Raw genomic sequence first — 25,886 nt, forward strand, 5'->3', positions numbered from 1 at the left:
TATCAAAATAAAGTGTACCTTTGCACCCATTAAAAATCTCAGATGGAATCTATTAGAAACATTGCAATTATTGCCCACGTCGATCACGGTAAAACCACTTTGGTTGATAAAATTATGTATCACTGTCAATTATTTCGTGACAACGAAAATACAGGTGATTTAATTCTTGATAATAACGATTTAGAGCGTGAGAGAGGTATTACTATTACTTCGAAAAACGTTTCTGTTCAATATAAAGGAACAAAAATCAATATTATTGACACTCCTGGCCACGCGGATTTTGGAGGTGAAGTTGAACGTGTATTAAACATGGCCGATGGTGTATGTTTGTTAGTCGATGCTTTTGAGGGCCCAATGCCACAAACGCGTTTTGTACTACAAAAAGCTATTGATTTAGGTTTAAAACCTTGTGTCGTTATCAACAAAGTTGATAAAGAAAACTGTACTCCTGAAGAAGTTCACGAGAAAGTTTTTGACTTAATGTTTGAATTAGGTGCTGAAGAATGGCAGTTGGATTTCCCAACAGTTTATGGTTCTGCTAAAAACAACTGGATGTCTGATCATTGGGAAAACGTAACTGATAATGTTGAAGCATTATTGGATATGGTTGTTGAAAATGTACCTGCTCCTAAAGTTTCTGAAGGAACACCACAAATGTTAATTACTTCTTTAGATTTCTCAGCCTTTACAGGTCGTATTGCTATTGGTCGTCTGGAAAGAGGAGTTCTTAACGAAGGTATGCCAATCTCATTAGTAAAAAGAGATGGTACTATATCTAAATCCCGTATCAAAGAACTTCATACTTTTGAAGGGCTTGGTCGTAAAAAAGTACAACAAGTTATTGCTGGAGATATTTGTGCAATCATTGGAGTTGAAGGTTTTGAAATTGGTGATACTATTGCTGATTTTGAAAATCCGGAAGGTTTAAAAACGATTGATATCGATGAGCCTACTATGAGTATGTTGTTTACAATTAATGACTCTCCTTTCTTTGGTAAAGAGGGTAAGTTTGTAACTTCTCGTCATATTAGAGAGCGTTTGACAAAAGAATTAGAGAAAAACTTAGCAATGAAATTGGGTGAAACTGATTCTGCTGATAAGTTTATGGTTTTTGGTCGTGGAGTACTTCACTTATCTGTTCTTATTGAAACAATGAGAAGAGAAGGGTATGAGTTACAAATTGGTCAGCCACAAGTTATTATCAAAGAAATTGATGGTAAAAAATGTGAGCCTATTGAGGAATTGACTATCGATTTACCAGAAACTCTTTCAGGTAGAGCGGTTGAGTTCGTTACAATGCGTAAAGGTGAAATGCTTAGTATGGAAACTAAAGGTGACCGTATGATTGTAAAATTTAATATTCCATCACGTGGAATTATTGGATTGCGTAATCAATTGCTTACTGCTACTGCTGGTGAAGCCATTATGGCACACCGTTTTATAGGATACGAACCTTACAAAGGAGAAATTGCCGGACGTAATAAAGGTTCATTGATTTCTATGGAAAAAGGAAAAGCTATTCCTTATTCTATCGATAAATTGCAAGATCGTGGTAAGTTTTTCGTTGAACCAAATGCCGAAATTTACGAAGGTCAGGTAATTGGGGAAAACTCTCGTGGTGATGATATGTGTGTGAACGTAACTAAAGAGAAAAAACAATCTAACGTTCGTTCTTCTGGAAATGATGAAAAAGCCAGAATTATACCTCCGATTATTTTCTCATTAGAGGAAGCTTTAGAGTACATTCAAAAAGATGAATATGTAGAGGTTACACCAAAATCTATTCGTTTAAGAAAAATCTACTTAACTGAGACAGACAGAAAAAGATTTAAATTCTAATATTTGAATTTTATATATAAAAAAGCCATCCGACGTGTCGGATGGCTTTTTTTATGTTTCATAGTTTTAGTATTATCTTTTTATGCTAAAATGACCTTTGATATCTTTACCATTTGTAAAGATCAAATCAAACCAATAATCGTCAGAGGGAAGTTGCTGACCGTTAAACTGACCGTTCCATCCCGGGCTGTTTTGGGTCATTTGTTTTAATAACTTCCCATAACGATTAAAAATAGAAAGCCTGTAATCCGGAAGCTGATCTAAGTTTTTAATCGCCCATACGTCATTAATACCATCGCCGTTTGGCGTGAAAAATTTAGGATAATCCAGGACATACACCAAATAATAATTAGAGATACCGCAGTTATCTTTACTTTGTACAAGTGCATTGTAAACTCCCGGACTTACATTAGCGAAGAAAGGATCATCCTGAAAATCAATTCCATTTAAGGAGAATTCATAATTTCCGGTTCCTGTATATTGTAAGGTAACGGAATTATCAGTACCGGAAAAATCCTTTATAACTGCTCCGGTAATCACAGCAGGTTCAGATAAAATTACTTGGAACTTTTTAGTTTTTTCACAACCAAATTCATTAGTGACTTTTACGGAGTAATCTCCGGCTTCGGAAACTGTGATAAGAGAATTGGTATTATTAGTAGCGACATTCCATAAATAGCTGCTAAAAGCAGGATCTACTGTCAAATCGATTTGGCTGCCTTTGCATAAACTTTTTGTTTCTTCCTCAAAAGCAGGAGGGTCAAAAGTGTTTACGACAAGTGTAATTGGTGTTATGGCATAACAGTCAGCTCCGTTTACGGCACGGGCATAAATAGTCTGTGAAAAAGCTGTTGTGTTTTTGAAAATATTGGCTAATACATTTGTTTCTGCCAAAGCATCTGCGGCATTTAAATAATAATTTATCGCTAATCCGGCTGGCAGTCCTGTACGGACTTGAGGAGTTACCTGCAAATCAAGATCGAATTGGTAAAAACCGTCCTGATTATCATCTAAATCGCAGGTTCCAATTGGATCCTGATCCTGAATGGTTGTTCCTGAAATTTCCAATGTTATCTGAGGCGTTTTAAAACAACCGTATTTATTTTCAATTCGGGCAAAAATGATCTGATTAGCACTTTTATTGGTGTATTTTTCAGGAGCAGCAATTTCATTGGTTTTTGATTCAGCATCGGCTAACGATTCATAGTACCCTTTATTAATAACCTCTGCAGCATTATTTTTGATCATATCAGCGGCTTTCGTTAAATTAAAAACAGAAGTTCCGTCTGTATCGTCATCGCATTGTATCAATTTTGTATTGTTTGCTATAATTTCAGGAGTAAATTCAAGATTAATTTCGCCTGTTAGCACACAAGATGAAGCTGTTACTGTTGCTTCTACTTTATATGTTCCGGACGCTGTGGCCTTATAGACCGGACTATTTTCCGAATTTATAAGAACTCCATCCTTAAACCATTTATAGGAGTAAGCAGCTGGTAATTTTGTGTCTAAAATTATGGATTCGCCAAAACATACGGGTTTACCGGTTAGCGCTGTCTGATCTGGGCCAAAATCAATTTTTGAAGAAAAACTACCCGATTGCAAAAAGACGGCCGAGTCATAAAGTCTATTGTCATCATCGGCAATTACCAGTTTCACATGGTATTTTTTTCCTGTAATTACCGCTGTTTGTGCATTCATGACAACGGTCTGTCCGGCATAGTTTATAGGGCTTGTATTGGTGTTAAGTCCGTTAAAATAATGTATATTGGATTCCGGACATCCAACATAAGGATCTCCGTTAATGTCATAACCAGGTCCGATTGTAGGGCGAATATTTATAGAGGAAACGGGTGTATCAGTACCAGGCAGCACAGCCAGATTTTTGTACTCATCGTTCGTTCCGGTTTCTTTGATTAAAAAAGCAAATCCGTCTGAATAACGACAAGGGAAGAAAGACTGATATTCATTGGAAGCAAAAATATAATTGAAGCTTAAAAAGTCAGTTAGAGGAACAAAATCGAATTCTAATACGGTTGCATTAATAGAATTAATTCCTAAGATTTGATTTAGCTCAAAATCTCCCTGCCATTTAACATCTCCGCCACCTTGATTGCTTATGTAAGGTCCTCTTGCAGATGAACTTGTTGAAGTGGTCAGGACAACACCTTCTGAAAAAGGAAAATTACTTGTTCCGGCATTAAAATAGGCAAAACTGTTTTTTCCGGGCGTAAAAGTATCCCCGGTTCCGGATACATTTGTAACCGAAACACAGGAACTATTTACTAATGTATTTTCTATTAACTGCTGTGGTGTTCTCTGATCGTTAATAGTTATAAATTGTGCATTTATCTTGGCAGATAAGCAAAATATAATGGAAACAAATAAAATCTTCTTAAAATAACTCATAGTATAGCAAATATACTATAAATCTCTATTTTTTAATAGCTTGTAAGAAAAATGAATAAATAAAAATGTCCACACTAAAACAATCAATATAGAAAGGTAATGTACGCTGTAATCTTTGGTACTTTCAACGCCCATTTGATTTCCGATGGTTTTTATTACGGATAGTCTGGAAATGGGTTCCACGATTAAATTTGACATTGCTTCCAATGGTAGGAATTGCATAATGTAATTTCCTGTATTGCTGTTTGGAAAAATTTTGAAGACTAAAAGGCCTTTAATAATTCCCTCAATGATACTCCATACTAAAAGGAAACCTAATGCAAAAGCGGATCGCTTTACCAAAATTCCTAAAAATAAACAGAAGGAAAAGAAACCGGTCAGTTTTACAAAAAAGGCTAACAGATAGTCTAAATCGGTAAAAATAATTCCAATTTCATTATAAGAGGAAAAAGATAGGCCCAATATTAAAGTCATTATGAAAATAAAAATGGTAGAGCAAAAGGCAAAAAGCACAACGGTTAGAAATTTAGATAATATAAATTCTTTTTTGCTCAGACCGTCAATGAGGTTTTGTTTTAAAGTTCCGTAACTGTATTCATTTGCCATCATGGAAACGATTACAATAGCCAGGAAAAATTTAAGCCAGGCGGCAACATATGTATTAAAATGCCAGATAAAAGGGAAATTAAAAATGCCCATCTCTGCTAAATGAAATTTAAAAACCCCAATGTCAAATTTTATGGAAGCTATTAAAGCAATAAAGGAAAGTAAAATGAAATAGGTTAAAGTAAGGACACGACTGGCTTTGTTTTTCCAGATTTTTTGTAATTCTATAGAGATAAGTCTGTTCATGGCTTAGTTGTTTTTGATAGTGGCGGTTTTGGTTAATTCTAAAAATTGTGCTTCGAGACTATTTTTGCGTTTTACTAAATGGCTTAAGGCAATGTTTTTAGAAAATAAATACTGATTCAGTTCAGCAGCAGACAATTCTGATTTTAAGTACACCAGAATTTTTCCTTCTTCTTCGGTAATTCGGTCTACGCTCGGATGTTCTTTTAAAACATTTTTCAAAGCTTCATTGTCAGTGGCCTGAAGTTCAAAAAAACCTTCATTGGCAGACATACCGTCGACCGAACCGGAATATAATATTTCACCTTTTCTCAAGACAATTACATGCGAACATACTTTTTCGACTTCGTCTAATAAATGTGAGGCTAATAAAATAGTAGTTCCCTGAGCGGCAATTTTTCGGATAATATCTCTGATTTGATGAATTCCCTGAGGGTCTAAACCATTTGTTGGTTCGTCTAAAATTAAAATTTCAGGATCGTTTAATAAGGCTGATGCAATAGCCAGACGCTGTTTCATTCCTAAAGAAAAAGTACTGAACCTACTGTCTTTTCGTTCCGTTAGACCCACTAAATCAAGTTTTTCCTTTATTTTAGAATAGTCAATGCTTTTTATTTTACAAACCAGTTTGAGGTTTTCTTCTGCGGTCATGTACGGGTAAAAGTTGGGTCTTTCAATGATAGCTCCTACTTTTTTTAAGGCTTCATGTGTCTGCATTTGTCCCTTAAACCAGCTGTAATTGCCTGATGTCCGGTTTACTACATTTAAAACGATTCCCAAAGTGGTAGATTTTCCACTTCCGTTTGGGCCTAAGATGCCATAAACACGGCCTTTTTGTATTTCAAAAGATACATTTTTTAAGGCCTGAATGCGCCCGTATCTTTTGTGAAGATTTTCGATAGTAAGAATGGTTTCCAAATTTATTTCGGTTTTAGTTTTTAGTATGACGATTCAATCGGCTTATTGTTACGCCAAATTTTATTTATGTGTTTAAAATTATAATTTACTGTAAATTTGTACTAAGATATTCAAAAGATATTACAATGAGCGAACCTTTAATGGTCTTAAAAAAACCTACTTATCCTTTAACACCATCTCTTTTAAGTTATTTGGAACGATACGAACGAATTTCGAAAGTATCGGTATTCTATGATGACTTATTGCGGTTTTCAGGTTCGGTAAATGTCTATGATAAAAATGAAACGGATACCTTATGGATTCGTGTCTACTACAATGAATTTGAACGAAATGAGATTGACCTGAACCTGAAGAGAATTTATTCGCTCCTGCATTCAGATGGAAACAGCGAGATCATTCACTTCCTGAATATCGATGCTATTGATTACTGTACTTTTGGAAATTCGAAACCGTTCCGGATAAAAGTCCGAAATATTCTTAATGACAATTATGTTCATTTTTATATTAAAAAAGCAGATGCTTCCAGAATTTACGGATTGGAACTGGAAGATATTCTTTCGCCGGATAAAATCAATTTTCTAGTTTATAAGGATACTTTGATAGAAGAACACATTATCGGAATTCCCGGTGATGTTTTTATGGATACTTTGCTGCATAATTGTACCGAAATGGAAAAATCGCAGATCGCAAAAGAGTTTGTAAAGTTCAACGAACGCTGTATGATCCGTCTTTTAGGCGATATGCGGGCTTATAATTACGTTATTGTACCAATTCATGATTTTGATCAGGTCGTTTATAAAATCCGCCCTATTGATTTTGACCAGCAATGTTATGAAGGTAATTTTAAGGTCTATCGTCCGCAGTTTTTCAAGGAAAATTATCCGATGATAAAACTAATTAAAGAAAAATTAGAAGAACGTTCCATTATTCAGTACAAGGATGAAGAAAGGGCTATTTTGGCAAAACGTATTCATTCGGCAGAAAACAGGGTCAAAAAGTTATTGAATATCATGTGTCACGATACTATTTCGACAGAAGAACACCTGAATCAACTAAAAATGGAATTGTACCGTTATACCAATGATATGAAATTTAAAAATGCCAAATCGATGGGACACATTATGTTTGCTGCATTTGAATTTATTACGCGTAATTTTAAAAACACCAATTTAATTTAATTTTTTTGAATTGCAGATTAAACAGATTTTATTTGATTTAATTTTTCGAATTTACTTTAATCTTGTTGAAATCGGTGGTTAATAATTTAAAAATAAAACTATGAAAAAATCTTTTTTGCTTCCCTTTTCAATTGTGTTGCTGGCTTGTCAGCAGCAATCAGATGCCGATTTGAAAACGCTTTTTTCTCTTCCGAAAAAGTTAAAGGAAGTTTCCGGAATCACTTATTTCCCAAAAACAAATCTGATTTATACTCTTGAAGACAGCGGAAATGCGAACGAAATTTACGCTTTAAATGCTGATGGAAAATTAAATAAAACGATTACCATTTCTAATGCAACAAATGTGGACTGGGAGGATATTACAAAAGATCAGGCAGGAAATATTTATATTGGGGATTTTGGAAACAATGACAACGAACGAAAGGATTTGTGTATTTATAAAGTTTCGAAGAATGAGCTGAATAAAGAAAATGCCGTATCCGAATATAAAGTTTCTTTTTCGTATCCGGAACAAACTGAATTTCCACCGAAGAAAAAGGAACTATTTTATGATGTTGAAGGATTTTTTGAACACGGAAACTATTTTTATCTTTTCACAAAAAACAGAAGCAAAGGATTTGACGGAACTGCTTTTATCTATAAAATTCTAAATGCTCCCGGAGTTCAGAAAGCCACTAAGATTGGCACATTCAAAACCTGTGATACTTATAATCATTGTGTCCTGACAAGTGCGGCAATCAGTCCTGATGGAAAAAAAGTGGTTTTGTTAAGCCACGATAAAATTGTTTTGTTTCAGGGTTACAAAGGAGATTCTTTTCATAAAGGTTCACAAACGGAAATAAAACTGAATCATTTCTCCCAAAAAGAAGCTATTGTTTTTAAAGACAACAAAACGTTACTTATCGCTGACGAAAAAACCAACAAAATAGGAGGTAAGGTTTATGAGTTTAAATTGAAATAAATTTAAGGTTTTGAGAGGCTGAGATACTAAGTTGCTAAGGTTTTAGTTATTGTGTGATTCGTGAAATGTAAATAGTGAAAAGTGAAATTTGTTAAAAGTATTTTCATTATAAAATAACTGTCATATAAAATAAAATGTCTGTTTTTAATATATAAAAACAGACATTCAAAAACCTTCATCCCTCTGAACCTTTGCCACTCTGAGCTTTAAAAAAAACCTTAGCACCTTAGCGACTCAGAACCTTAGTGCCTCAAGTTTAAAAGCTATAAGCAGCTCCAAAAATAACTCTTCCGACCTCGTCAGGAGATTTAAAATAAGAGATTCTTGCGGTGATTACGTTAACGGCATTTAGCCAAAGTCCGCCTCCATAGTCCTGATGCCATTTTCTTGAATTTTCTCCATCAAGCCAAATTCTTCCGTAGTCAAAACCACCCAGGATTCCGTAGGTAAAAGGAACTATGGTACGGTTAATTTTGCCGAGACTTAGTCGCAGGTCACTACTTTGTGAGAAATAGGAATTTCCTAAAAATCGTTCGTTTCTATAACCGCGTAAATCGGTATCTCCGCCCAAAGTAGCACCCTGATAAAATTCATAGTTGCTATTTAAGATCGCTTTCCCTTTCACATAAGTAGCCAAAATCAATTTTCCGCTATGATCTATTCTGTGTGTAAAGCCCAAAGCACTTTCTATTGTAGGGAAATTTTGTTTCGTATCATTCAGATTAGTAGTCCAGCTAGCGGCAACCATAAAGGCCATTCCTAAAGTTGGTTTAGCTTTAAAATCAGCGTTTTTAAAAATATATTTAATTTTTGCTCCACCGTAAGACTGTCCTTCAAAAATGTCCGGATTTACAATACCGGGAGTGTTTATGAATCTGCCATCTGTATCTTCCACTTTCATCCTTTCGAAAAAGGGCTGAAAAGTCAATTCGCTTCCGTAACGCCCAACGTGTCTAAGCGCCGGAGCAACTTTAAGCTGCTGAATACGTACTCTGTTATAATCCATTCCGGAATTCTGATCGTTATTTGGCGTTTCATTTCCGTATCCAAAGTAATTCTTAGCAAAGTTCGGAGTGGTGTATTGTGATTCCACATCAATTACCCATTTACCTAATAATCCGGGGAAATGTGCAACATAATTAAATTCAAGACCACCAGTTGCGAAATAATAAAAAGCATTCAATACATGTCTTTGCGTGTAAGGGTTTTGCTTGAAATTATTTACGGTGTAATTAAAATTAATACCGACTTTCACACCATCATCAGGGTTAAAACCAATGTTTGGAAGTCCTGAAACTACATTGTATTTTGGCTTTTCGTAGTTGTATAAATTGACATCATAATCATCTGTCAGCTGCGTCTGGGTCTTTGAATCCAGATTATAGGTGTTTTCTTTTGATTTGAAATCATAGACAATCACTCTTTTTCCGTTTTCAATGTTATAAATATCATTGTTCTGACCACCAATCAAACGAATTTTTATTTTCGATTTCTGATTTCCGTTTACCTCAAAGGTGTCGTTGTCATCTAAACCGTAAATCCATACATTTGAAGTTTTACTATCGGTTACATTTTTCGTGTAAATCAATTCATCTCCTTCTTTCTTGATCCTGTAAACCTTAATTTCCAAGCTCTTTTTTGCATTATGATTAATCACAAATTTGTCTTTTTTATCTGTTCCGGCAATCATTATGGTATGGCTCAGGACATCAAAATATTCCGATGCATATTTCTGAAGTTCTTTTTTCCTGTTTTTTAATTTTTGCTGAATGTCTTTAATCGTGGCATCCTGAGTTTCTTTTGGTAAACTCTTAAAGGCATTATCGATATCATTATCAGATAAATTTTTCTGAATAAACTGAGCCTGTTCTATCCAGTCTTTTTCATCAGCAGTTTTGAGAAAAGCCAGATCTAATGGATAAGGTTCTCTGTTGAGCCATTTTACATTATCAATTTTATTTTTAAAAGTTCGCATATGACGAAGCGCCGGAATATTCATTAAAATCGAAAGCAAAGTTCCGTCATATTTAACAAAAGCCTGATCGCGATCACGCGGAATTGGTCGATAAACTATCTTGTCCCCGATTTTATATTCTCCCCAACGCCATTGATCGCTGTGTCGGTCCCAGTCGCCAATCAGCATGTCAAACAGGCGGGCTTTCATGTATTCTTTTTCGTCAACGGTATACTTTTCATCTTTATGAAGATTTTTCATCATATCATCGGTGCTGATGATATTTCTCGGATGCCCAAAACTTTTGGCATCCAGATGATTGTCCGCCGGTCTTTCTTCCACCATGTATAATTCATCTCCGAAATTTGAATTGAATTCTTTCAGGCCATCTTGTTTCGGAATGTAGTACAGAACAGGATTGGTATGGGCAAGACCTAATTTGTCTGCCATATTTCCAACAGCAAATGGAGTGTAAGGGTGAGATGTAGTGTAGAAATCCAGTAAAAAGCCTTCCGCATAGGTGTCTTCAAAATCATTTACAATGTACTGATCTTTAAAAGCGACAGATTGCAGGAATTGGGTGGCACTTTTTTTCATGGCGCGCAATACATATTCGCGGCCTTTGTCATCAGACATCCTTAACGATTTGGACTGATGGCCTCCGCCTTCCCGAATGGGTTTCAAACCGCCCATCAAAGTATCCAAAGTTGCTGTTTTGGCTTCAATTGGTAAGCTGTAGTAGGCTCTGTAATGATTTCCGAATAAGAATCTGTGAAACAGACTTTTCTTCGTCATTTCTTTAGTGTAGATAGAAGTGGTTATCGTTTTCGGAAAATTAGTGCTATTGGCAGCCCAGTTAATTTCTTTTGCTTTTATGATTTCATGTTCAAAAAGTAATTTTTCTTTTTGGTTTTCTTTCCCAAAGAAATTAACTTTTGCATCTCCACTTTTAAATAATGTCAGTGTTGCGTAACCATTTCCTCCATAAGAAAAATCATTTGGTCCTGTAGCCCTTGCAGCTTCAGATTTTGAACCGGCACCACTAATAATTTGCTTGATATTTTCCCTGCTAACGTATTGCAGGTTATGATCGTGCCCGGAAACTACAATTACATTTTTCTGTCCCTGGAGTAATGTTTTTATTCGCTTGGCGTAAATCGTATACTGTTTGTTCTGTAAATCCTGCGGACTAATACCGGATGTCTTTCGCAATAAATTGATAAAAGAGCCGATGATAGGAAGCGGGATTTTGTTTTCCAAAGGAAATAATTGTTTTTCCAGAGAAAACTGACCACCATGAGTACCGTTACTCATTAACGGATGATGAATAGCAAGAACAACCGTTTTTTCCTGATTTTTATTTAAAAGATTTTCAAGTTCGTCAAAAAAGTCTTCTCTGGTTTTAATGTCGCAATTGTCATTAATGGTAGGGTGGTGATCCCAGTTTTCAAGATACCATTCACTGTCAACCGTAATTAATGTCGATGTACTGTCAATTTTTACATCTTCAATCGGACAGCCTTTGCGGGGCATAAATGCTTTTTTATCATTAAGGTATTTTGTTACAAAATCGGACTGACGTTCCAAACCGCTAATACCGCTGTACCAGTCATGATTTCCCGGAATAAAGATAGTTTTTCCTCTAAAGCCTTCTGTTAGTTTTAACTGATTTTTGAGTTTTGTCTCTGCGGCTGCTTTTTCTGCAGCATTATTACCACCGGGGAAACCTTTCGGATATATATTGTCTCCCAAAAAGACTAAAGTCGATTTTTTATTTGCTTTTTTTAGTTTTTTGTGCAGTAATTCAAGTGTTTGCTGTGCTTGTTCTTCGTCAGCATTTCCCGCATCTCCGACTAAAAAAAGAGTGTGAGCAATTTTTATGGTATCTGTTGCGTTTTCATTTTCGTTGGCGCTGACACTTTTTCCATATTCCGCTTTATGCGTAGCACAGGAATGAAGCATAAACACAGAGGTTATTACCAAAGAATAGTTTTTAATCTTAGTAATAAAATGGTTATCCAAAAACAATTTCATAATTTCGTGGTATAAAAATATTCTTTATGAATCTAATCGAACAGTCCGAACATTTCGTCAGTAATTTACTCAAAGATAAACTTTCTAATTTATATTCTTACCATAATATTAACCATACTTTTAATGTAGTAACTGCGGTTAATAAGCTTTGTACGAGGGAAAATGTGGAGGATGCAGAAAAAGAAATGCTTTTGGTTGCTGCATGGTTCCACGATACCGGTTATATAAATGGAGTAGAAGAGCATGAAAAAGAAAGCGTAAAGATTGCGACCAGTTTTTTGAAAGAGAAAGAGCAATCCGATGCATTTATAGGTGCAGTTTCAAAACTTATTCTGGCCACATCGAAAGTTTATGTTCCGAAAACACACTTGGAAAAGATCATAAAAGATGCTGATTTCGTTCATATTACCGGATTAGAATATGAATCGTCCTGCGAATTATTACGTTTTGAATTGAAAAATACCCTGAATCTTTCTTTTTCCAGCTTAGACTGGGCCAAAGAAAACCTGAGTTTTTTAATAAATACACATCGGTTTTATACGGATTATGCCCTGAAAAAGTGGCAGCCCTTAAAAGAAAAAAATATCGCTGTAATTCAAAAAAGATTGAATAAGGAGGAATTGAAAAAAGCAAAAGAACTTGAAGCCGAGGACAAAAAGAAAGATAAAGTAGAAAAACCGGATCGTGGTGTAGATACTTTATTTCGTGTAACTTTAGGAAATCATACGCGTTTAAGTGGAATTGCAGATAGTAAGGCGAATATTTTGTTGTCTGTAAATGCTATTATTATTTCAATTGCGCTTTCATCAATTATACCAAAATTAGACAGTCCGAAAAATGCACACCTCGTGATTCCAACTTTTATCATGTTGATGTCGAGCGTTATTACCATTATTTTTGCTATTCTTTCTACACGGCCAAAAGTGACTTCGGGTTTCTTTACCCGTGAGGATGTTGAAGCTAAAAAAGTAAATTTGATGTTTTTCGGAAATTTCTACAAAATGCCACTTAAAGATTACGACTGGGCCATGAACGAAATGATGAAAGACCGTGATTATTTGTATTCGACCATGATCAAAGATTTATACTATCTCGGATTGGTATTACAGCGTAAATATAATTTGCTGCGAATTGCTTACAACTTTTTTATGGCTGGCATCATCATCACCGTGATCGCATTTGTAATCGCTTTTAAATCGTTATAGCAAAAAGCTCAACTAATTTTTAGTTGAGCTCATCCAGTAAATCCTGATAAGTGATTTTTTTAGCGTTTGCCCCGGCAATGTTATTAATCACTTTTACGCGTATGGCTCTCAGTCCTGAAACACCCTGCAGATCTTCAACTTCAAATTGCTCTATTGAAGGTTCCAGTATTTTTTTGTGCTGTAAATATTTAATGTATTTTAGGTATTCAGCTTCTTCACTATTCTGAGAATATACGATCGTAATTTTTTCTTTTTCCGTAATTCTCTCTTTTTTGCCTTTGATGTTCGCTTTGTCGATACGTTTTTTAACGACCTCATATCTGGCATTGTATGTCCCATCAACATCAAAACGTTTTTCATCCATTCTGAAACGAATAGAAAGCGCTGAACTGAAGACCAGAATTAATGAAGTCACATCCAGTTCGTACGGTAAAGATTCTTTTAGCTGATGATGTTCCAGTTCCATTTCACATAAAGTCTGCAGCTGCCACAAACGAAGGTTGTGCAGATACATAATGTCAAAAGGTTTTGTCGGGGCTATTGAAGCTCCGATATATAAATTATGCTCAACACCGTCCGTTTTAAAACGTTCGTAATAATGCGGATAGATTTGTTGGGCTTCCAACTGTTTTCTGTCCAGTACCGAAGCTAATTTTTTATTGATAATAGACATAGCATTATCAAATTTCTTTCTTTCCTGATAAAACATCCCTGTTTTTTCATCCAGGCTTTCAAAATACAACTGCTCTAATTTTTCATTTTTAGCCGTGTCTTTTGTGTTTTTTAAAATCGGATGAATTTCCTCTTCAATATAACGCTGAATATGTTGTTCGGTATCTGCTTTCAAAGGCTGATCCAATTCATCCCGAAGTGTTTCTAATTCGAATTTACGTTGTTCCAGAAGCATCAGATTACTGTTGGGTTTCTGATTTCCGAATATTTCTAAAATGGTCGTAAGCTGATTTTTTAAATCTCTTTTAACCGTTTCATTTCGATGTTCCGATGAACCCTTAATATCAATTTGTCCGTATAATGGAAAAACGTTTTTAAACACAATCTCCTTAAAGATATAATCTTTGGTTGGATTGTTGTTTTGAAAATAATTCTGGGATTCTTTTTTGAACTTCCAATATACGCTTGGGTGAATCGTAGTGTACTCACGCTGAATGATCGCTTCAACCTGATGCTGCATATCCGTATTATAACGATCGATAGTGTCGGTTAAATAAGGCAGAACCAATTCAAGTTTGGTTGCATTTACGCTGTTTAAACTTCTTGGATTTTCAGATACTAATTCGACAACACCCAATAAATGGCCGTCTTTTATTACCGGAGCAAAAACACAACTCTGAATGTTTTGTTTTAATAAATGCTCGCCCAGTCTTTTATTTGGGGATTCTTCCATGAACTTTTTGACATTAGAAATGACAAAGGGTTCCTGTTTGTCTAGTAAATTTTCAAAAGAACAGCCAAAAAAAGCATTTTTGCAATCAACTTCATGATCGGTTGAAAGTAAAAAACTTTGAAGTTGATTATCGTATTTGACTGGCCTGATAAATTTTTCTTCCTCCGGATTGTAGATAATAAAACCAACTTTTAAATCCGGAATTTTAAAGATAGATTTAAAAATATTTTCGATAATATCATTTGATGCTACCGTTTTTGTATCTGGTTTTAGCAGATTACTTTTTAAATTGGAGATAGCACTTTCTGTAGTGGCATCGAATAAAGAAACGATTCCGAAACCTTTCAGACTCCAGCTTCCGGGAGGAAATTTCGATTTCCAGAGTTCCGTATCATTATAGTTGTCAATCAGCAGATCAATATCATCTTGCGTAAGCGAAACAGAATGTTCTGTCGGAGTGATTTCCATAAAATCGGCATTATACAGAATCCGATAATGTTTTTCAATTCCGTTTTCATCCGGAATATCGTAAAAAAAGATTTTATTGAAATCTATGTTTTGGCCATAATAGCTGCTCAGAATCAGGCAGCAGTTATTAATATAGAATTGGTGACTGTCAAAATCACGAATCTCCATATAAAACTCATCGCCGGCATTACGTAATATTCTTTTGAAACGCTCTGTATAATTGAAAGAGATGTTCTGAAAGGGAATGGTAACTGCTTTTATTTCATTATAAGTCAAAGCTGTAGGAAATAAATCAGCTAATATGTTTTTAATTAGAGCCTCATTCTTTTTTATAATACTGAAATCTTCAATTCCAGTCTTCAATTGAGGGATAGATTCGATCTGTTTTAAAATAGCTTTCGCATAGTTCGATCGGTAATCTACGTTTGATAAAGCAATTTCTTCAAAAGACTCAATTAGTTTATGAAAGGAGATTATTGTTTTGAAAGGACTTTCTGCGTGCAAAAGAGTATCCATTTGTTTTTGGTTTAGAATGCAAAATTAAGCAAAAATTAAGAATCTTAGTAGAAATATTTCCATTAAAAAACGGCAATTACAAATAGTAGTTGCCGTTTTTTGTTTAAGTAAGTAATAGAAAATGAATGACTTCTAGCTTTTTTCTTCTTTGTTGAAGTAAACTAAATAGTAATACATTTGTTTTTCTTCATCCCAGCCTTTTTCAACGTATTTTTCGGCACTTTCCGGATTGATGAAATCCATTTTAATCTGAATATGCGTATCCAGGTTAATAACGTTTTTAATCGATTTTCTGGCGTCTGAAACTGCTGCGTTGGCAATTGGGAATGAGGTTACATCTTCGATGCTATATTTTTCTCCTTTATCAACTTTATAGTTTTTGAATTCAGGAATTAAGTCAGGGTTGTCTAATACTTCATTTAAGAAATTTTGTTCTTCAAACTGATCATTTTTAGCGAAATAATTCACAGACCGGTTCATAAACATCACTTCTTCTTTTTTGTCTTCTGCCGGTAAAACTACGTCTTTCGCGAAGTTCTGACAGAATTTCAGGTATTTTTTAGTAATGAAGTTTTCATCTTCAAAAGCATCAACAGATAGAAAATGCTCCAGCCAGTAACGAGCGTCATAACGGTTGCTGTCTACGGTAAGGATTTTATACCCTTCTTCTTTTTTATAATTAAAGATCAGGCATCCTTTATCTAATTTGCTCAGGTTGATTCCTTGTTGCAGGATCATTTCAAGATTGCTGTCTTTTTCTTCGAATTGTAAAAAGTCAGCTTGCAGTTCGCTTTTAAAAATTCCGATAGCATCCACAACATTATTGTCGATACTTAAATTAGTCAGGTAGGTTACATAAACCTCTCCGTTTTTAATATGCGGGTGATTGGACTGCTCGAATAAATGTGTCGTGATTTTTTTGGAAATTTCCTGCACATTTGCCGGATTAGCAAAAATCTCCGTAGCATATTTAAACATGTCGTTATAATCCAAATCTACTTCGTGCGCAAACTGATAATAGTTTTCTTCTTTTTCTCTAAAAGGCTTAAAGAAGTACTCTTTTATCAAAGGCACAATTTCATCATTTAAATTAAATGGCTGTTCCGATAAAAAAATCGCTTCGTTTCTGCTTTTGTTTCCTACGCGGTGTATCGAAAGCGTCTCGATGTGGGTGTTGAATAAGTTGATCATGTTTATTTAGGTTCAGAGCGGCAAAGGTTCAGAGGTTGAAAGGTTTAGTTTCTGTCTTTTATTTTTCTGATAAAAGAACTTAACATTCGTTCTATTTCCCTGCTTTCTCCATTTATTTTATTGAATTGATTCTCGTTTATGTATTTTAAATTGAATGAGATTTCAAGTTGTGTCTGCATTTCGAATAATGATGAAATAGAGATATTTAAAAATCTCAAATAATCATTATTACCCTCTCTGCCATAACCTTCAGCTATATTACTTGGTATTGATATTGAACATCTTCTGATTTGTGAAGTTAGTCCATAAATTTCTTGTTTTGGAAATAAATTGGTTAATTGATAAATTTCGGTTACCAAACTCATTGATTTCTGCCAGATTAAAAGGTCTCTAAAAGTTTTCATTTTTATATATTTAAAAAGCAAATATATATAATAAGAAAAAACCTATAATTTAAAATCGTAAGATTTTAAAGAAATCCTCTGAACCTTTGCCTCTCTGAACCTCTGAGCCTCAGAACCTCAAAAAAAAAAAACTAATTCCAATTCTCCTCAAACCCGAAATCCTCAAAGCTGTCGTCTCCTTCGAACATATCCAGATCATCCTCGTCTAAATCGTCTTCAAATTCGCCGTAGATATCGTCGTGCATGTCGGCTTCAAAGTTTTTTTCTATGGCTTCGTCCGGCATTTCCCCATGGGAGAATAAGGTTTCCGGGTAGATTGCAGTGGCAGATTGCTCTTCCACAGCGGCCAATTCTACAAGGAATGTCCACATATTAATGAAATCGTACACATAGATAATTTTAGTATTTTCTTTGTCTAAGATATCAGATAAGGTATAATCACTCATGATTTTTTGTTCGCCTGGAACATCTCCGGTATCAAAAAGCGGAATTTCGTCTTCCTGATTCCAAGTTTCATCGCAGGTATAAAACGAAGCTACTTCCATTCCGTCAAAACCAAAAGCGTTGAAGATCGCATTGTGTAAATCCTCAAGCGTATCGTCTTCAAGAATTGCAATGTCTCTGAAAATGTCTTCTTCGGCGTCTAGAATTACTCTAAATTTATAAACCATAATCTTTGTATTTTTTGAAAAGTCAAAGGTAAAATATAAAAAACGAAATCCGAATTATGAATTACGTTTTGTTGAAAAGATTTTAGTTAAGCAATAATTTGTCTTATTGACGTGTCATTTCGACGTGAGGAGAAATCACATAATAAATTCCGCAAAGAAATGTCGACAATTTTTGCCGATTACCTGTTATGATTTATCTTTTCGTCGAAATGACAAAAGGGGCTTATTTACGAACGAATCGCCTTCTGATTTTATGATACTGTTTGTGATAGGTACTATGACTTGGGTAAGTCCTGCTTGAAGTCATATTATTAAAAATTAAAGCGACCACAAGCAAAATCAAAACTCCTGCCAGTACAGGAGACAGGACATACATATAGCCCAAAGCTTTTATTTTTTCGGATCCAATTACGGCAATAAGTGCCGTTGCACCTCCGGGCGGATGCAGTGTTTTGGTAATTTGCATTACAATAATAGCCAGGGAAACGGCAAGTGGTGCCGCAATCCAGATAATGTCGGGAGCGAGTTTATGAACGGTTACGCCGACCAGTGTAGAAACCACATGTCCGCCAACTAAATTTCGGGGCTGTGAAAAGGGACTTTGAATAATTCCGTAAACCAGAACACTCGAAGCGCCAAACGAACCAATTAAATAAACGGCGTCATTACCGGAAAAATGTATGGATTGTATGTAAGCCAGAATTCCAATTCCAACAAAGGAACCTAAAAACGACCAAAAGTGTTCTTTATAATCAATTAAGGTTTCCTTGTAAAGGATATAACGGGTCTTGCGGTAACTTCTTTTTAATTTTTGAGTGGGCATTTATGTGCATTTTATTTTGACGTACATTAATGTTTTTTGCCAGAGATTTAAGGATTAAAAATCTTAGAATCCGCTTAATCTGTGGCAAAAAAATATCTTTTTATTTTATGAAACCTGGAGCATACGTATAAACCGTATACGGATAAATCATTTTTGCCGTGTATTTAGAAATCAGGCAAGTGGCTAAAATCGGAAAGAATAAAGTATAGTCATTTGTTAAACCGCAAACTAAAAATATAGCAGTAAAAGGCGCATGAATGCTGGCGCTCAGTACTGCGGCCATTCCGATAATCATAAAATTAACCGGGATTACCTGTGTGTTAAAAAATGTATTTAAAATAGAAGCTACCAATAGGCCCAGAAAAGCACCGATAAATAGGCTCGGGGCAAAGACACCTCCATCGCCGCCGGAAGCCAGGGTTACAGAAGTTACGATTGGTTTCAGAATTAAAATCCCGATGAAAGTCAGGGCTAAAGTCAGGGTCAGAGGAAGCTCGCTGGAATTTCCAAAAATCATTTTAATAGAATGATAGCCTTCTCCGTACAATTGTGGAAATACAAATAAAGAAACGCTCAAAACAACTGATCCTATAAGAATTTTGTAATAATGAGTTTGGATTTTACCGAACTGAGATTTAAAAAACAATACGCAGCGTGTCAGGTAAACCGAATTTATTCCGGCCAGAATGCCTAAAAGAATAAAATAAGGAATCGCTTTCAGATGCCAGGTGCTAATCGAAACGGTAAATAAAGGCTCTTCTTTTAAAATCGATAATAAACCAAAAGCAATAGAAACTGCGATTACATTGGTAATGATAAAAGCACGTGTCACTTTTCGGGAGATTACTTCAACAGCAAATAAAATTCCGGCAATAGGACTGCTGAATAAAGCGGTGATTCCGGCGGCAACTCCGGCACAAATTAATTCTGTTTTATACTTACGGAAAACATTTTCTTTTTGCTGTGCAACGGAACCAATTGTTGCAGTAGCTACAACAGTTGAAACTTCAATTCCGGTTGAACCTCCGAAAATAACGGTTAATAATCCGTTTATAAAATGGGATGGAATTTTATACGAAGGAAGATTTTTTGAACTTGAATTAGTACTTTCAAATACTTCCTTAATGCCTTTATTTTCCTTTTTCTTAAAAAGATATTGTCTCAGGAAATAGATGACGGACAATCCGAAAACAGGAAAAAGAACATAGAATATTGGATTTACAGTCACTTGGTGAAAGAAAATTTCTTCGTAATATTCGGTTATTTTTTTTAGTGAAATTCCTAAGAATGCCGAAAGGAAACCAATTAATACAGAAACTACAACTAATTTTCGGAAAACAATGAATTGATGATTTTTTTTGATTTGCGCCGTTTTGTTCATCAGAAGTAAATTTGAGCATCGCAGTATTTTTTATGCGATTCTACAAAATTAGAGAATCAAATTCGGTTTTTAATAAAAAACATTCAGCATATTGTGTTAAAAGTTGTTTTGAAGGATAATTCTAAGTTGTTTTTGTTGTGTAATGTGGAAGAAAAATTTCGAAAAGTTGAGAAGTTTAATTTAAATTAATTACTAAACCTACTAGTTTGTCATTTCGACGAAGGAGAAATCTCCACTAGTAACTCCACATGCAAAATCGCCAATCTTTGTCGAGCTACTTGCGAAGATTTCTCCTTCGTCGAAATGACATAAATGAAAAAAAAACTTTCCGACTTCGCGACTTCTCAAGATTAAATCTTTCTAAAAATTACCTTTCATAAAATTCAATAGGCAATAAATCCGGATCGGCGATGAAAGTAAATCGCTTTTCTGTTGTTTCATCGATTCGAATGGGTTCCGAATCGATATTCTTCGAATTTAAAAAAGCAACGGTTTCCTCCAGATTAATAACTTCAAAAGCCAAATGACGTAAACCCACAGCTTCAGGTCGTGAAGGACGCTTCGGTGGATTCGGAAACGAAAATAATTCGACGATATAGCTTCCGTTTAATGCGAGGTCAAGTTTATACGACTGACGTTCTTCACGGTAGATTTCGCGAATAATAGTCAGTCCTAAAACTTCGGTATAAAAAGCTTTGGATTTTTGATAATCAGAACATAAAATGGCGATATGGTGGACTTTGTTTAAGGTAAGCATTATGATTTTGATTCAGGTTCCTGATTTAATTTTCGAATGATTTTTGCGGGATTTCCAACAGCCAGTGAGTTGTCCGGAATGTTTTTCGTCACTACAGATCCGGCGCCGATGACACAGCCTTTTCCGATGGTTACGCCCGGGCAGATAACAGTATTCCCGCCAATCCAGCAATCGTCTCCAATGGTAATCGGTAAAGCATTTTCTAATGTTTTTCGCAACTCGGCGTCAAGCGGATGGGTTGCCGTATAAATTTGAACGTTCGGGGCAAAGAACACATTCGATCCGATATGTACCGGTGCACAGTCTAAAACCACGCAATTGACATTGAAATAAACGTTGTCTCCACAAAAAATATTGTACCCGTAATCGCAATGAAAAGGGGGCTCAATATAAAAACCTTTGCCTGTATTCGGAATTAATTCAGCTATAATTTCTTTGGCTTTTTTCGTCAGGCGGTATTCGGTTACGTTGAGGCGGTGCAATAAGTTTTTGGCTTTTCGTCGTTCTTTTACTAAAACAGGATCTCCTGCAAGGTAATATTCGCCCGAAATCATTTTTTCTTTTTCAGTCTTCATAAAGTAGGGTTAGGATTACAGTAACTTTTTCAGAATTACAATTTGCCCTAAATGATAAACATCATGCTGAATGATTCCATGAATGTGTTCATAATACGTATGATTGTTATCGACGTATATTTTTTCTAAATCCGAATCATTAAAATCTTCGAAAAAGGCATTCCACAATTCCTGCGATTTCGCCAGACTTTGCAGCGACTGCTCCCAGGCTGCTTCGGAAGAATCTAAAATTGGGACAAAATAATTATGGTCAGGAGTTACAACTGTTTCCCCCTCTACACGCCTTAAAATGTTTCTTCTCCATTGTATAAGGTGATTGACAATTTCCCAAATGGTATTCAAATTAGGGTTTACTTTCCTGTAAGCCTGCTCTGCTGTTACATTTTCTAAAGTATGTGACAGAGTAACCTCCAGCCACGGATTTCCATTATAAATGGATTGGTATAAATTCGAAATTCTTTTGTTTTCTGACATAACGGCTATGGATTTTTTGTTTTTTTCTTAAAGTTTAATTTCAGGTTTTAACTGATTATGAATTTCACCGGATGATATGTTTTGTGATTTCTTCGGTTTGTGTATTAAAAACTATAATACCTTCATGATTAATATCAAGTTGTCCGGCTAATTTCCCTTCTTTTGTCCAGACAGCGCTAAAACCCATACTCACAAAATTATCACATTCCCCAATACAATTTACCATTAAAACCGGCATTGTATATTTTTCGGCAATTTCCGGGTAGTGCATAAATGCTTTTTTTATACCATTTTGGGATTTTGCTACGCTGGCAAGATATATTTCTCCTCCCAGTTTACTTGCTTTTTCTGCATGTGCTATTTGCAGGCTTTCATAACAAATCGCGGGAATAATTTTTTGGTTTTCAATTTCGATTAGTAATTGTTCATGACCTTTCTCAAAATACGGAAATTCATCTTCATGAAGTTGTTGCTTGGAGTAGGTAAGTCTTTCCTGATCGGGTCGAAATACAATCATGCTGATTTGGATTCCTGTATTTGTTTTTGTTGGAATCCCGACTCCAATTGTAATGTTTCTAAGATTCGAAATTTGCTGAAAGTCATCCAGACGATCATCGTCCTGATGAGTTGCAAGTTCTTTTGCAAGCTCCGGTTCATAACCTGTTAAAGAAAGCTCCGGAAAAAATAGGGAAGTTGCTTTTAGTGAAGAAGCAATTTCGATAAATTTGATGTGCTTTTCTATATTGGCTGAAATGTCTCCCTTGCTGGGTTTTATCTGTGCAATTCCTATGTTCATTTGTATTTTATCTTAAAAGTGACGAACTAAAAGCTAAGATACAAATAAGTAATTTACAACTCATCCCCGAATTTCTACAATTGGGTTATTTAATATTTTTTAACTAAAACTGTTAAAATACATTTGCATCATCAAAAATCAATACTATATAAACCAACAGGTATGAAAACCAAATTACTTTTTACAATTACCGTTCTATTTTTTGGAGCTATTGTTTCTGCTCAAAACACCATTTCCGGTAAAGTGCTTGACCAAAAAGGAAAACCAGTTCCCGGAGCCAATATTTATATTGACGGAACGTATGACGGAGCTACAAGTTCTGAAACGGGTGAATTTTCTTTTGAAACGACAACAACGGGAAATCAGTTTTTAATAGTGAGCTTCCTGCTGTATGATACCTTCAAACAAGAAATTGATGTTACCAATTATAAAGACCAAACGGTTAAATTAAGAGAAAATGTAAATGCTCTTGACGCCGTAGTGATCACAGCCGGAACTTTAGAATCGGGAGATAAGGCGAGAGTTTCAGTGCTAAAACCTTTAGATATTGTTACCACTGCGGGCTCTGCCGGAAATATTATTGCCGCTTTGCAGACTTTGCCGGGGACACAGACCGTTGGGGAAGACGGACGTTTATTTGTTCGTGGAGGAGAAGCCAGCGAAACACAGACTTTCGTTGACGGACTTCGCGTCGCGCAGCCTTACGGTGCAAGTACTAATAATTTGCCGACCAGAAGCCGATTTTCTCCTTTTTTGTTTAGTGGAATCGCTTTTTCTACAGGGGGTTACTCTGCGGAATACGGGGAGGCTTTATCGAGTGTTTTACTTTTGAATACTCAGGACGAACCCGATCAGAATAAGACAGATATCGCTTTAATGACGGTTGGTTTAGGAGTAGGGAACACTCAAAAATGGAAAAAAAGCTCGTTCAGTATCAATACCAATTGTATCAATTTAGCGCCTTACCAGGCCGTTATTCCACAAAATGTAGATTGGAATAATCCTTACCAGTCTCTCGGTGGGGAAGCCGTTTATCGTTATCATTTTACGAATGGGATTTTTAAATTGTATGCTGCTTTCGATTCTGAAAAATTCGATTTGAATCAGAAAAATATAAATTTTGCTGAACCGGTCAGAACGGATCTAAACAATAATAATTTTTATCTGAATGCTTCTTACAAAGGAGATTTTGGAACCGGCTGGCAACTGACTTCGGGAATAAGTTACGGGTACAGCAAAAACAAAGTTAAATTTGATATTAACGATATTGATACTAATGAAAATGCGGCACAACTAAAATTGAAATTGAGAAAAAATGTTTCCAATTACTTTAAATTATCTTTTGGAGCCGATTATTTCATTACCAAATTTAATGAAAACTTCAATGATAATATTTCGATTAAAGTAGCAAATGGTTACGATTCCAATATTGCGGCTTTTTATACGGAGGGAGATGTTTTGTTTTCGAAGAACCTGGCTTTGAAAGTAGGTGTAAGGCTTTCGAATAACAGTTTGTTAGATGAAACAAATCTGGCGCCAAGAGCTTCCGTAGCTTACAAAATTTCTAAACATAGCCAGTTCTCTTTTGCTTATGGGGATTTTTCCCAGACACCGGTGGTTGATTATATCAAGTATTCAAAATACCATCAGTTTGAAAGCGAAAAAGCGCAGCATTATATTCTGAATTATCAATTTACGAAACCGGGACAAACCTTCAGAGCCGAGGCTTACTATAAAGATTACAGCAATTTGGTTCAGTATAATACAAGAGATATTCAATATAATTCGGTTTTCAATAATAACGGTTCCGGTTATGCCAAAGGTTTGGATTTGTTTTGGAGAGACAGTAATTTGTATAAAAATTTAGAATATTGGATTTCTTATTCTTATATCGATTCGGAAAGAAAGTATAAAAACTTTCCTAATATGGCGACACCAAATTTTGTTGCGAATCATAGTTTGTCCATCGTAACCAAATATTTTATCACCGATTGGAAATCACAAATTGGTTTCACGAACAGTTACAGTTCCGGAAGACCTTACAACGATCCCAACCAGACACAATTTATGAACGGAAAGACAAAGTCCTACAATAGCTTAAGCTTTAACTGGGCGTACTTATTGACCACCCAAAAAATATTGTATTTCTCGGTTTCAAATATATTGGGAACTCAGAATGTTTTCGGATACGATTATGCCAAATTACCGGATGCCAACGGAGTTTACAACAGACAAGCGGTTATACCAACAGCAGACAGATTCTTTTTTGTTGGTTTCTTCTGGACGATTAGTCAGAATAAAAATGAGAATCAGTTGAAAAACTTGTAGAAAGAAGGTTCAGAGTTGCAAAGGTGCAAAGTTACAAAGGTTTAGAATTGTGATCGTAAAAGCTTTTTTAAAGAAATTATTTGGCAAAATTAGATTTGTAGGATATAAAAAACTTTGAGCCTTTGCACCTTTGTTACTTTGTACCTCAAAGAAAAAACAATTCAGTAACCAAAATCAACAACTCGGTAGCATTTAATTTTAAAAGAGCAAAAACCGATATACTTTTGAAGTATAAATTAATAACAGAGTTTTAATCATCAATAAAAAAAACTTAGAACCTCAGAGCCTTAGTAACTCGGAACCTTAAATAAAGAAATCATGATCAAAATTATTACGTTAATCACTTTTTTTATCTGCAGTTTAATGTCTGCACAAAATGTAAATCTTACTGTTTCTGTTTCAGGATTAAAAAACAACACAGGAGTTGTCAAAGTAGGTTTGTACAATTCTGATGACACATTCCTTAAAACGATTTATAAAAGCATGGTTTCTGAAATTAAAAATAATGAGGCAACCGTTACATTTGTAGGGATTCCAAAAGGAGAATACGGAATTTCAACGTATCATGATGAAAACAGTAATGGAAAGCTGGATAAAAATATGATGGGAATTCCTTCTGAACCGTATGCGTGTTCTAATAATGCTAAAGGATTTATGGGGCCTCCTTCCTACAAAGATGCTAAATTTACGGTTAGCAAAGACTCGAAAATAGATATTGTATTCAAATAAAAAATAATTAATTAATTAATA

The 25,886-nt window shown here is 35.2% G+C and carries 20 protein-coding genes; 6 read left to right on the top strand and 14 right to left on the bottom strand.

Annotated elements, in window-relative coordinates:
- Nucleotides 1-42: 42 nt before the first annotated feature.
- Nucleotides 43-1,839, top strand: coding sequence for a translational GTPase TypA (typA, locus tag HAV12_RS06415; protein ID WP_127339470.1), 1,797 nt, complete (start codon nucleotides 43-45; stop codon nucleotides 1,837-1,839).
- A gap of 72 nt (nucleotides 1,840-1,911) precedes the next feature.
- Here typA and HAV12_RS06420 read toward each other — a convergent pair whose 3' ends face one another.
- From HAV12_RS06420 to HAV12_RS06430, 3 genes are read right to left on the bottom strand one after another with little or no spacing between them, the layout of a single operon-like run.
- Complete coding sequence (locus HAV12_RS06420) at nucleotides 1,912-4,248, bottom strand: T9SS type B sorting domain-containing protein (RefSeq protein ID WP_171568918.1); 2,337 nt, start codon at nucleotides 4,246-4,248, stop codon at nucleotides 1,912-1,914.
- Nucleotides 4,249-4,263: 15 nt separating this feature from the next.
- On the bottom strand, nucleotides 4,264-5,100 hold the full coding sequence (locus HAV12_RS06425) for an ABC transporter permease (RefSeq protein WP_171568919.1): 837 nt from the start codon (nucleotides 5,098-5,100) through the stop codon (nucleotides 4,264-4,266).
- A gap of 3 nt (nucleotides 5,101-5,103) precedes the next feature.
- The gene (locus tag HAV12_RS06430; RefSeq protein ID WP_171568920.1) at nucleotides 5,104-6,015 is read right to left on the bottom strand and encodes an ABC transporter ATP-binding protein; all 912 of its coding nucleotides are present in this window, start codon (nucleotides 6,013-6,015) and stop codon (nucleotides 5,104-5,106) included.
- A 125-nt stretch (nucleotides 6,016-6,140) separates the two neighbouring features.
- Between HAV12_RS06430 and HAV12_RS06435 the strand changes: the two genes are divergently transcribed.
- The gene (locus tag HAV12_RS06435) at nucleotides 6,141-7,193 is read left to right on the top strand and encodes a hypothetical protein (RefSeq protein WP_171568921.1); all 1,053 of its coding nucleotides are present in this window, start codon (nucleotides 6,141-6,143) and stop codon (nucleotides 7,191-7,193) included.
- Nucleotides 7,194-7,293: 100 nt separating this feature from the next.
- On the top strand, nucleotides 7,294-8,154 hold the full coding sequence (locus tag HAV12_RS06440; protein WP_171568922.1) for a hypothetical protein: 861 nt from the start codon (nucleotides 7,294-7,296) through the stop codon (nucleotides 8,152-8,154).
- Between the two features lie 256 nt (nucleotides 8,155-8,410).
- Here HAV12_RS06440 and HAV12_RS06445 read toward each other — a convergent pair whose 3' ends face one another.
- Nucleotides 8,411-12,142, bottom strand: coding sequence for a metallophosphoesterase (locus HAV12_RS06445; protein ID WP_171568923.1), 3,732 nt, complete (start codon nucleotides 12,140-12,142; stop codon nucleotides 8,411-8,413).
- Between the two features lie 26 nt (nucleotides 12,143-12,168).
- On the opposite strand from HAV12_RS06445, the gene HAV12_RS06450 reads away from it, so the two are divergent.
- The gene (locus tag HAV12_RS06450; RefSeq protein ID WP_171568924.1) at nucleotides 12,169-13,347 is read left to right on the top strand and encodes a Pycsar system effector family protein; all 1,179 of its coding nucleotides are present in this window, start codon (nucleotides 12,169-12,171) and stop codon (nucleotides 13,345-13,347) included.
- Between the two features lie 19 nt (nucleotides 13,348-13,366).
- On the opposite strand, the gene HAV12_RS06455 is transcribed toward HAV12_RS06450, so the two are convergent.
- The 10 genes from HAV12_RS06455 to HAV12_RS06500 all read right to left on the bottom strand — a co-directional run bounded on the left by HAV12_RS06455 (nucleotide 13,367) and on the right by HAV12_RS06500 (nucleotide 22,808).
- Nucleotides 13,367-15,736: a GAF domain-containing protein gene (locus tag HAV12_RS06455; RefSeq protein ID WP_171568925.1), complete on the bottom strand. Its 2,370-nt coding sequence runs from the start codon at nucleotides 15,734-15,736 to the stop codon at nucleotides 13,367-13,369.
- Nucleotides 15,737-15,868: 132 nt separating this feature from the next.
- Entirely contained in the window at nucleotides 15,869-16,927 is a 1,059-nt protein-coding gene (locus HAV12_RS06460; RefSeq protein ID WP_132034453.1) for a nucleoid-associated protein, read from the bottom strand.
- 44 nt (nucleotides 16,928-16,971) lie between these two features.
- Nucleotides 16,972-17,331 (bottom strand): four helix bundle protein, encoded by a 360-nt coding sequence (locus tag HAV12_RS06465; protein ID WP_171568926.1) that lies wholly within the window; start codon nucleotides 17,329-17,331, stop codon nucleotides 16,972-16,974.
- A 131-nt stretch (nucleotides 17,332-17,462) separates the two neighbouring features.
- Complete coding sequence (locus HAV12_RS06470; RefSeq protein ID WP_132034457.1) at nucleotides 17,463-18,002, bottom strand: hypothetical protein; 540 nt, start codon at nucleotides 18,000-18,002, stop codon at nucleotides 17,463-17,465.
- 223 nt (nucleotides 18,003-18,225) lie between these two features.
- Nucleotides 18,226-18,825: an HPP family protein gene (locus HAV12_RS06475; RefSeq protein ID WP_171568927.1), complete on the bottom strand. Its 600-nt coding sequence runs from the start codon at nucleotides 18,823-18,825 to the stop codon at nucleotides 18,226-18,228.
- Nucleotides 18,826-18,925: 100 nt separating this feature from the next.
- Nucleotides 18,926-20,206: a chloride channel protein gene (locus tag HAV12_RS06480; protein ID WP_171568928.1), complete on the bottom strand. Its 1,281-nt coding sequence runs from the start codon at nucleotides 20,204-20,206 to the stop codon at nucleotides 18,926-18,928.
- Nucleotides 20,207-20,573: 367 nt separating this feature from the next.
- Entirely contained in the window at nucleotides 20,574-20,963 is a 390-nt protein-coding gene (locus HAV12_RS06485; protein WP_171568929.1) for a VOC family protein, read from the bottom strand.
- Nucleotides 20,963-21,538, bottom strand: a complete 576-nt coding sequence (locus HAV12_RS06490) for a sugar O-acetyltransferase (RefSeq protein ID WP_171568930.1) — start codon at nucleotides 21,536-21,538, stop codon at nucleotides 20,963-20,965. Before HAV12_RS06490 ends, HAV12_RS06485 begins: the two co-directional genes overlap by 1 nt.
- 15 nt (nucleotides 21,539-21,553) lie before the next feature.
- Complete coding sequence (locus HAV12_RS06495) at nucleotides 21,554-22,012, bottom strand: DinB family protein (RefSeq protein ID WP_171568931.1); 459 nt, start codon at nucleotides 22,010-22,012, stop codon at nucleotides 21,554-21,556.
- 64 nt (nucleotides 22,013-22,076) lie between these two features.
- Complete coding sequence (locus HAV12_RS06500; RefSeq protein ID WP_171568932.1) at nucleotides 22,077-22,808, bottom strand: carbon-nitrogen hydrolase family protein; 732 nt, start codon at nucleotides 22,806-22,808, stop codon at nucleotides 22,077-22,079.
- A gap of 162 nt (nucleotides 22,809-22,970) precedes the next feature.
- Here HAV12_RS06500 and HAV12_RS06505 point away from each other — a divergent pair, with 162 nt between their 5' ends.
- Both HAV12_RS06505 and HAV12_RS06510 read left to right on the top strand, forming a co-directional pair.
- On the top strand, nucleotides 22,971-25,136 hold the full coding sequence (locus tag HAV12_RS06505; protein WP_171568933.1) for a TonB-dependent receptor: 2,166 nt from the start codon (nucleotides 22,971-22,973) through the stop codon (nucleotides 25,134-25,136).
- A 318-nt stretch (nucleotides 25,137-25,454) separates the two neighbouring features.
- Nucleotides 25,455-25,865, top strand: a complete 411-nt coding sequence (locus HAV12_RS06510; RefSeq protein WP_171568934.1) for a DUF2141 domain-containing protein — start codon at nucleotides 25,455-25,457, stop codon at nucleotides 25,863-25,865.
- The last annotated feature ends 21 nt before the right edge of the window (nucleotides 25,866-25,886 follow it).

This window comes from Flavobacterium sp. CLA17, assembly GCF_013112255.2.
GTDB classification, from domain to species: domain Bacteria; phylum Bacteroidota; class Bacteroidia; order Flavobacteriales; family Flavobacteriaceae; genus Flavobacterium; species Flavobacterium circumlabens.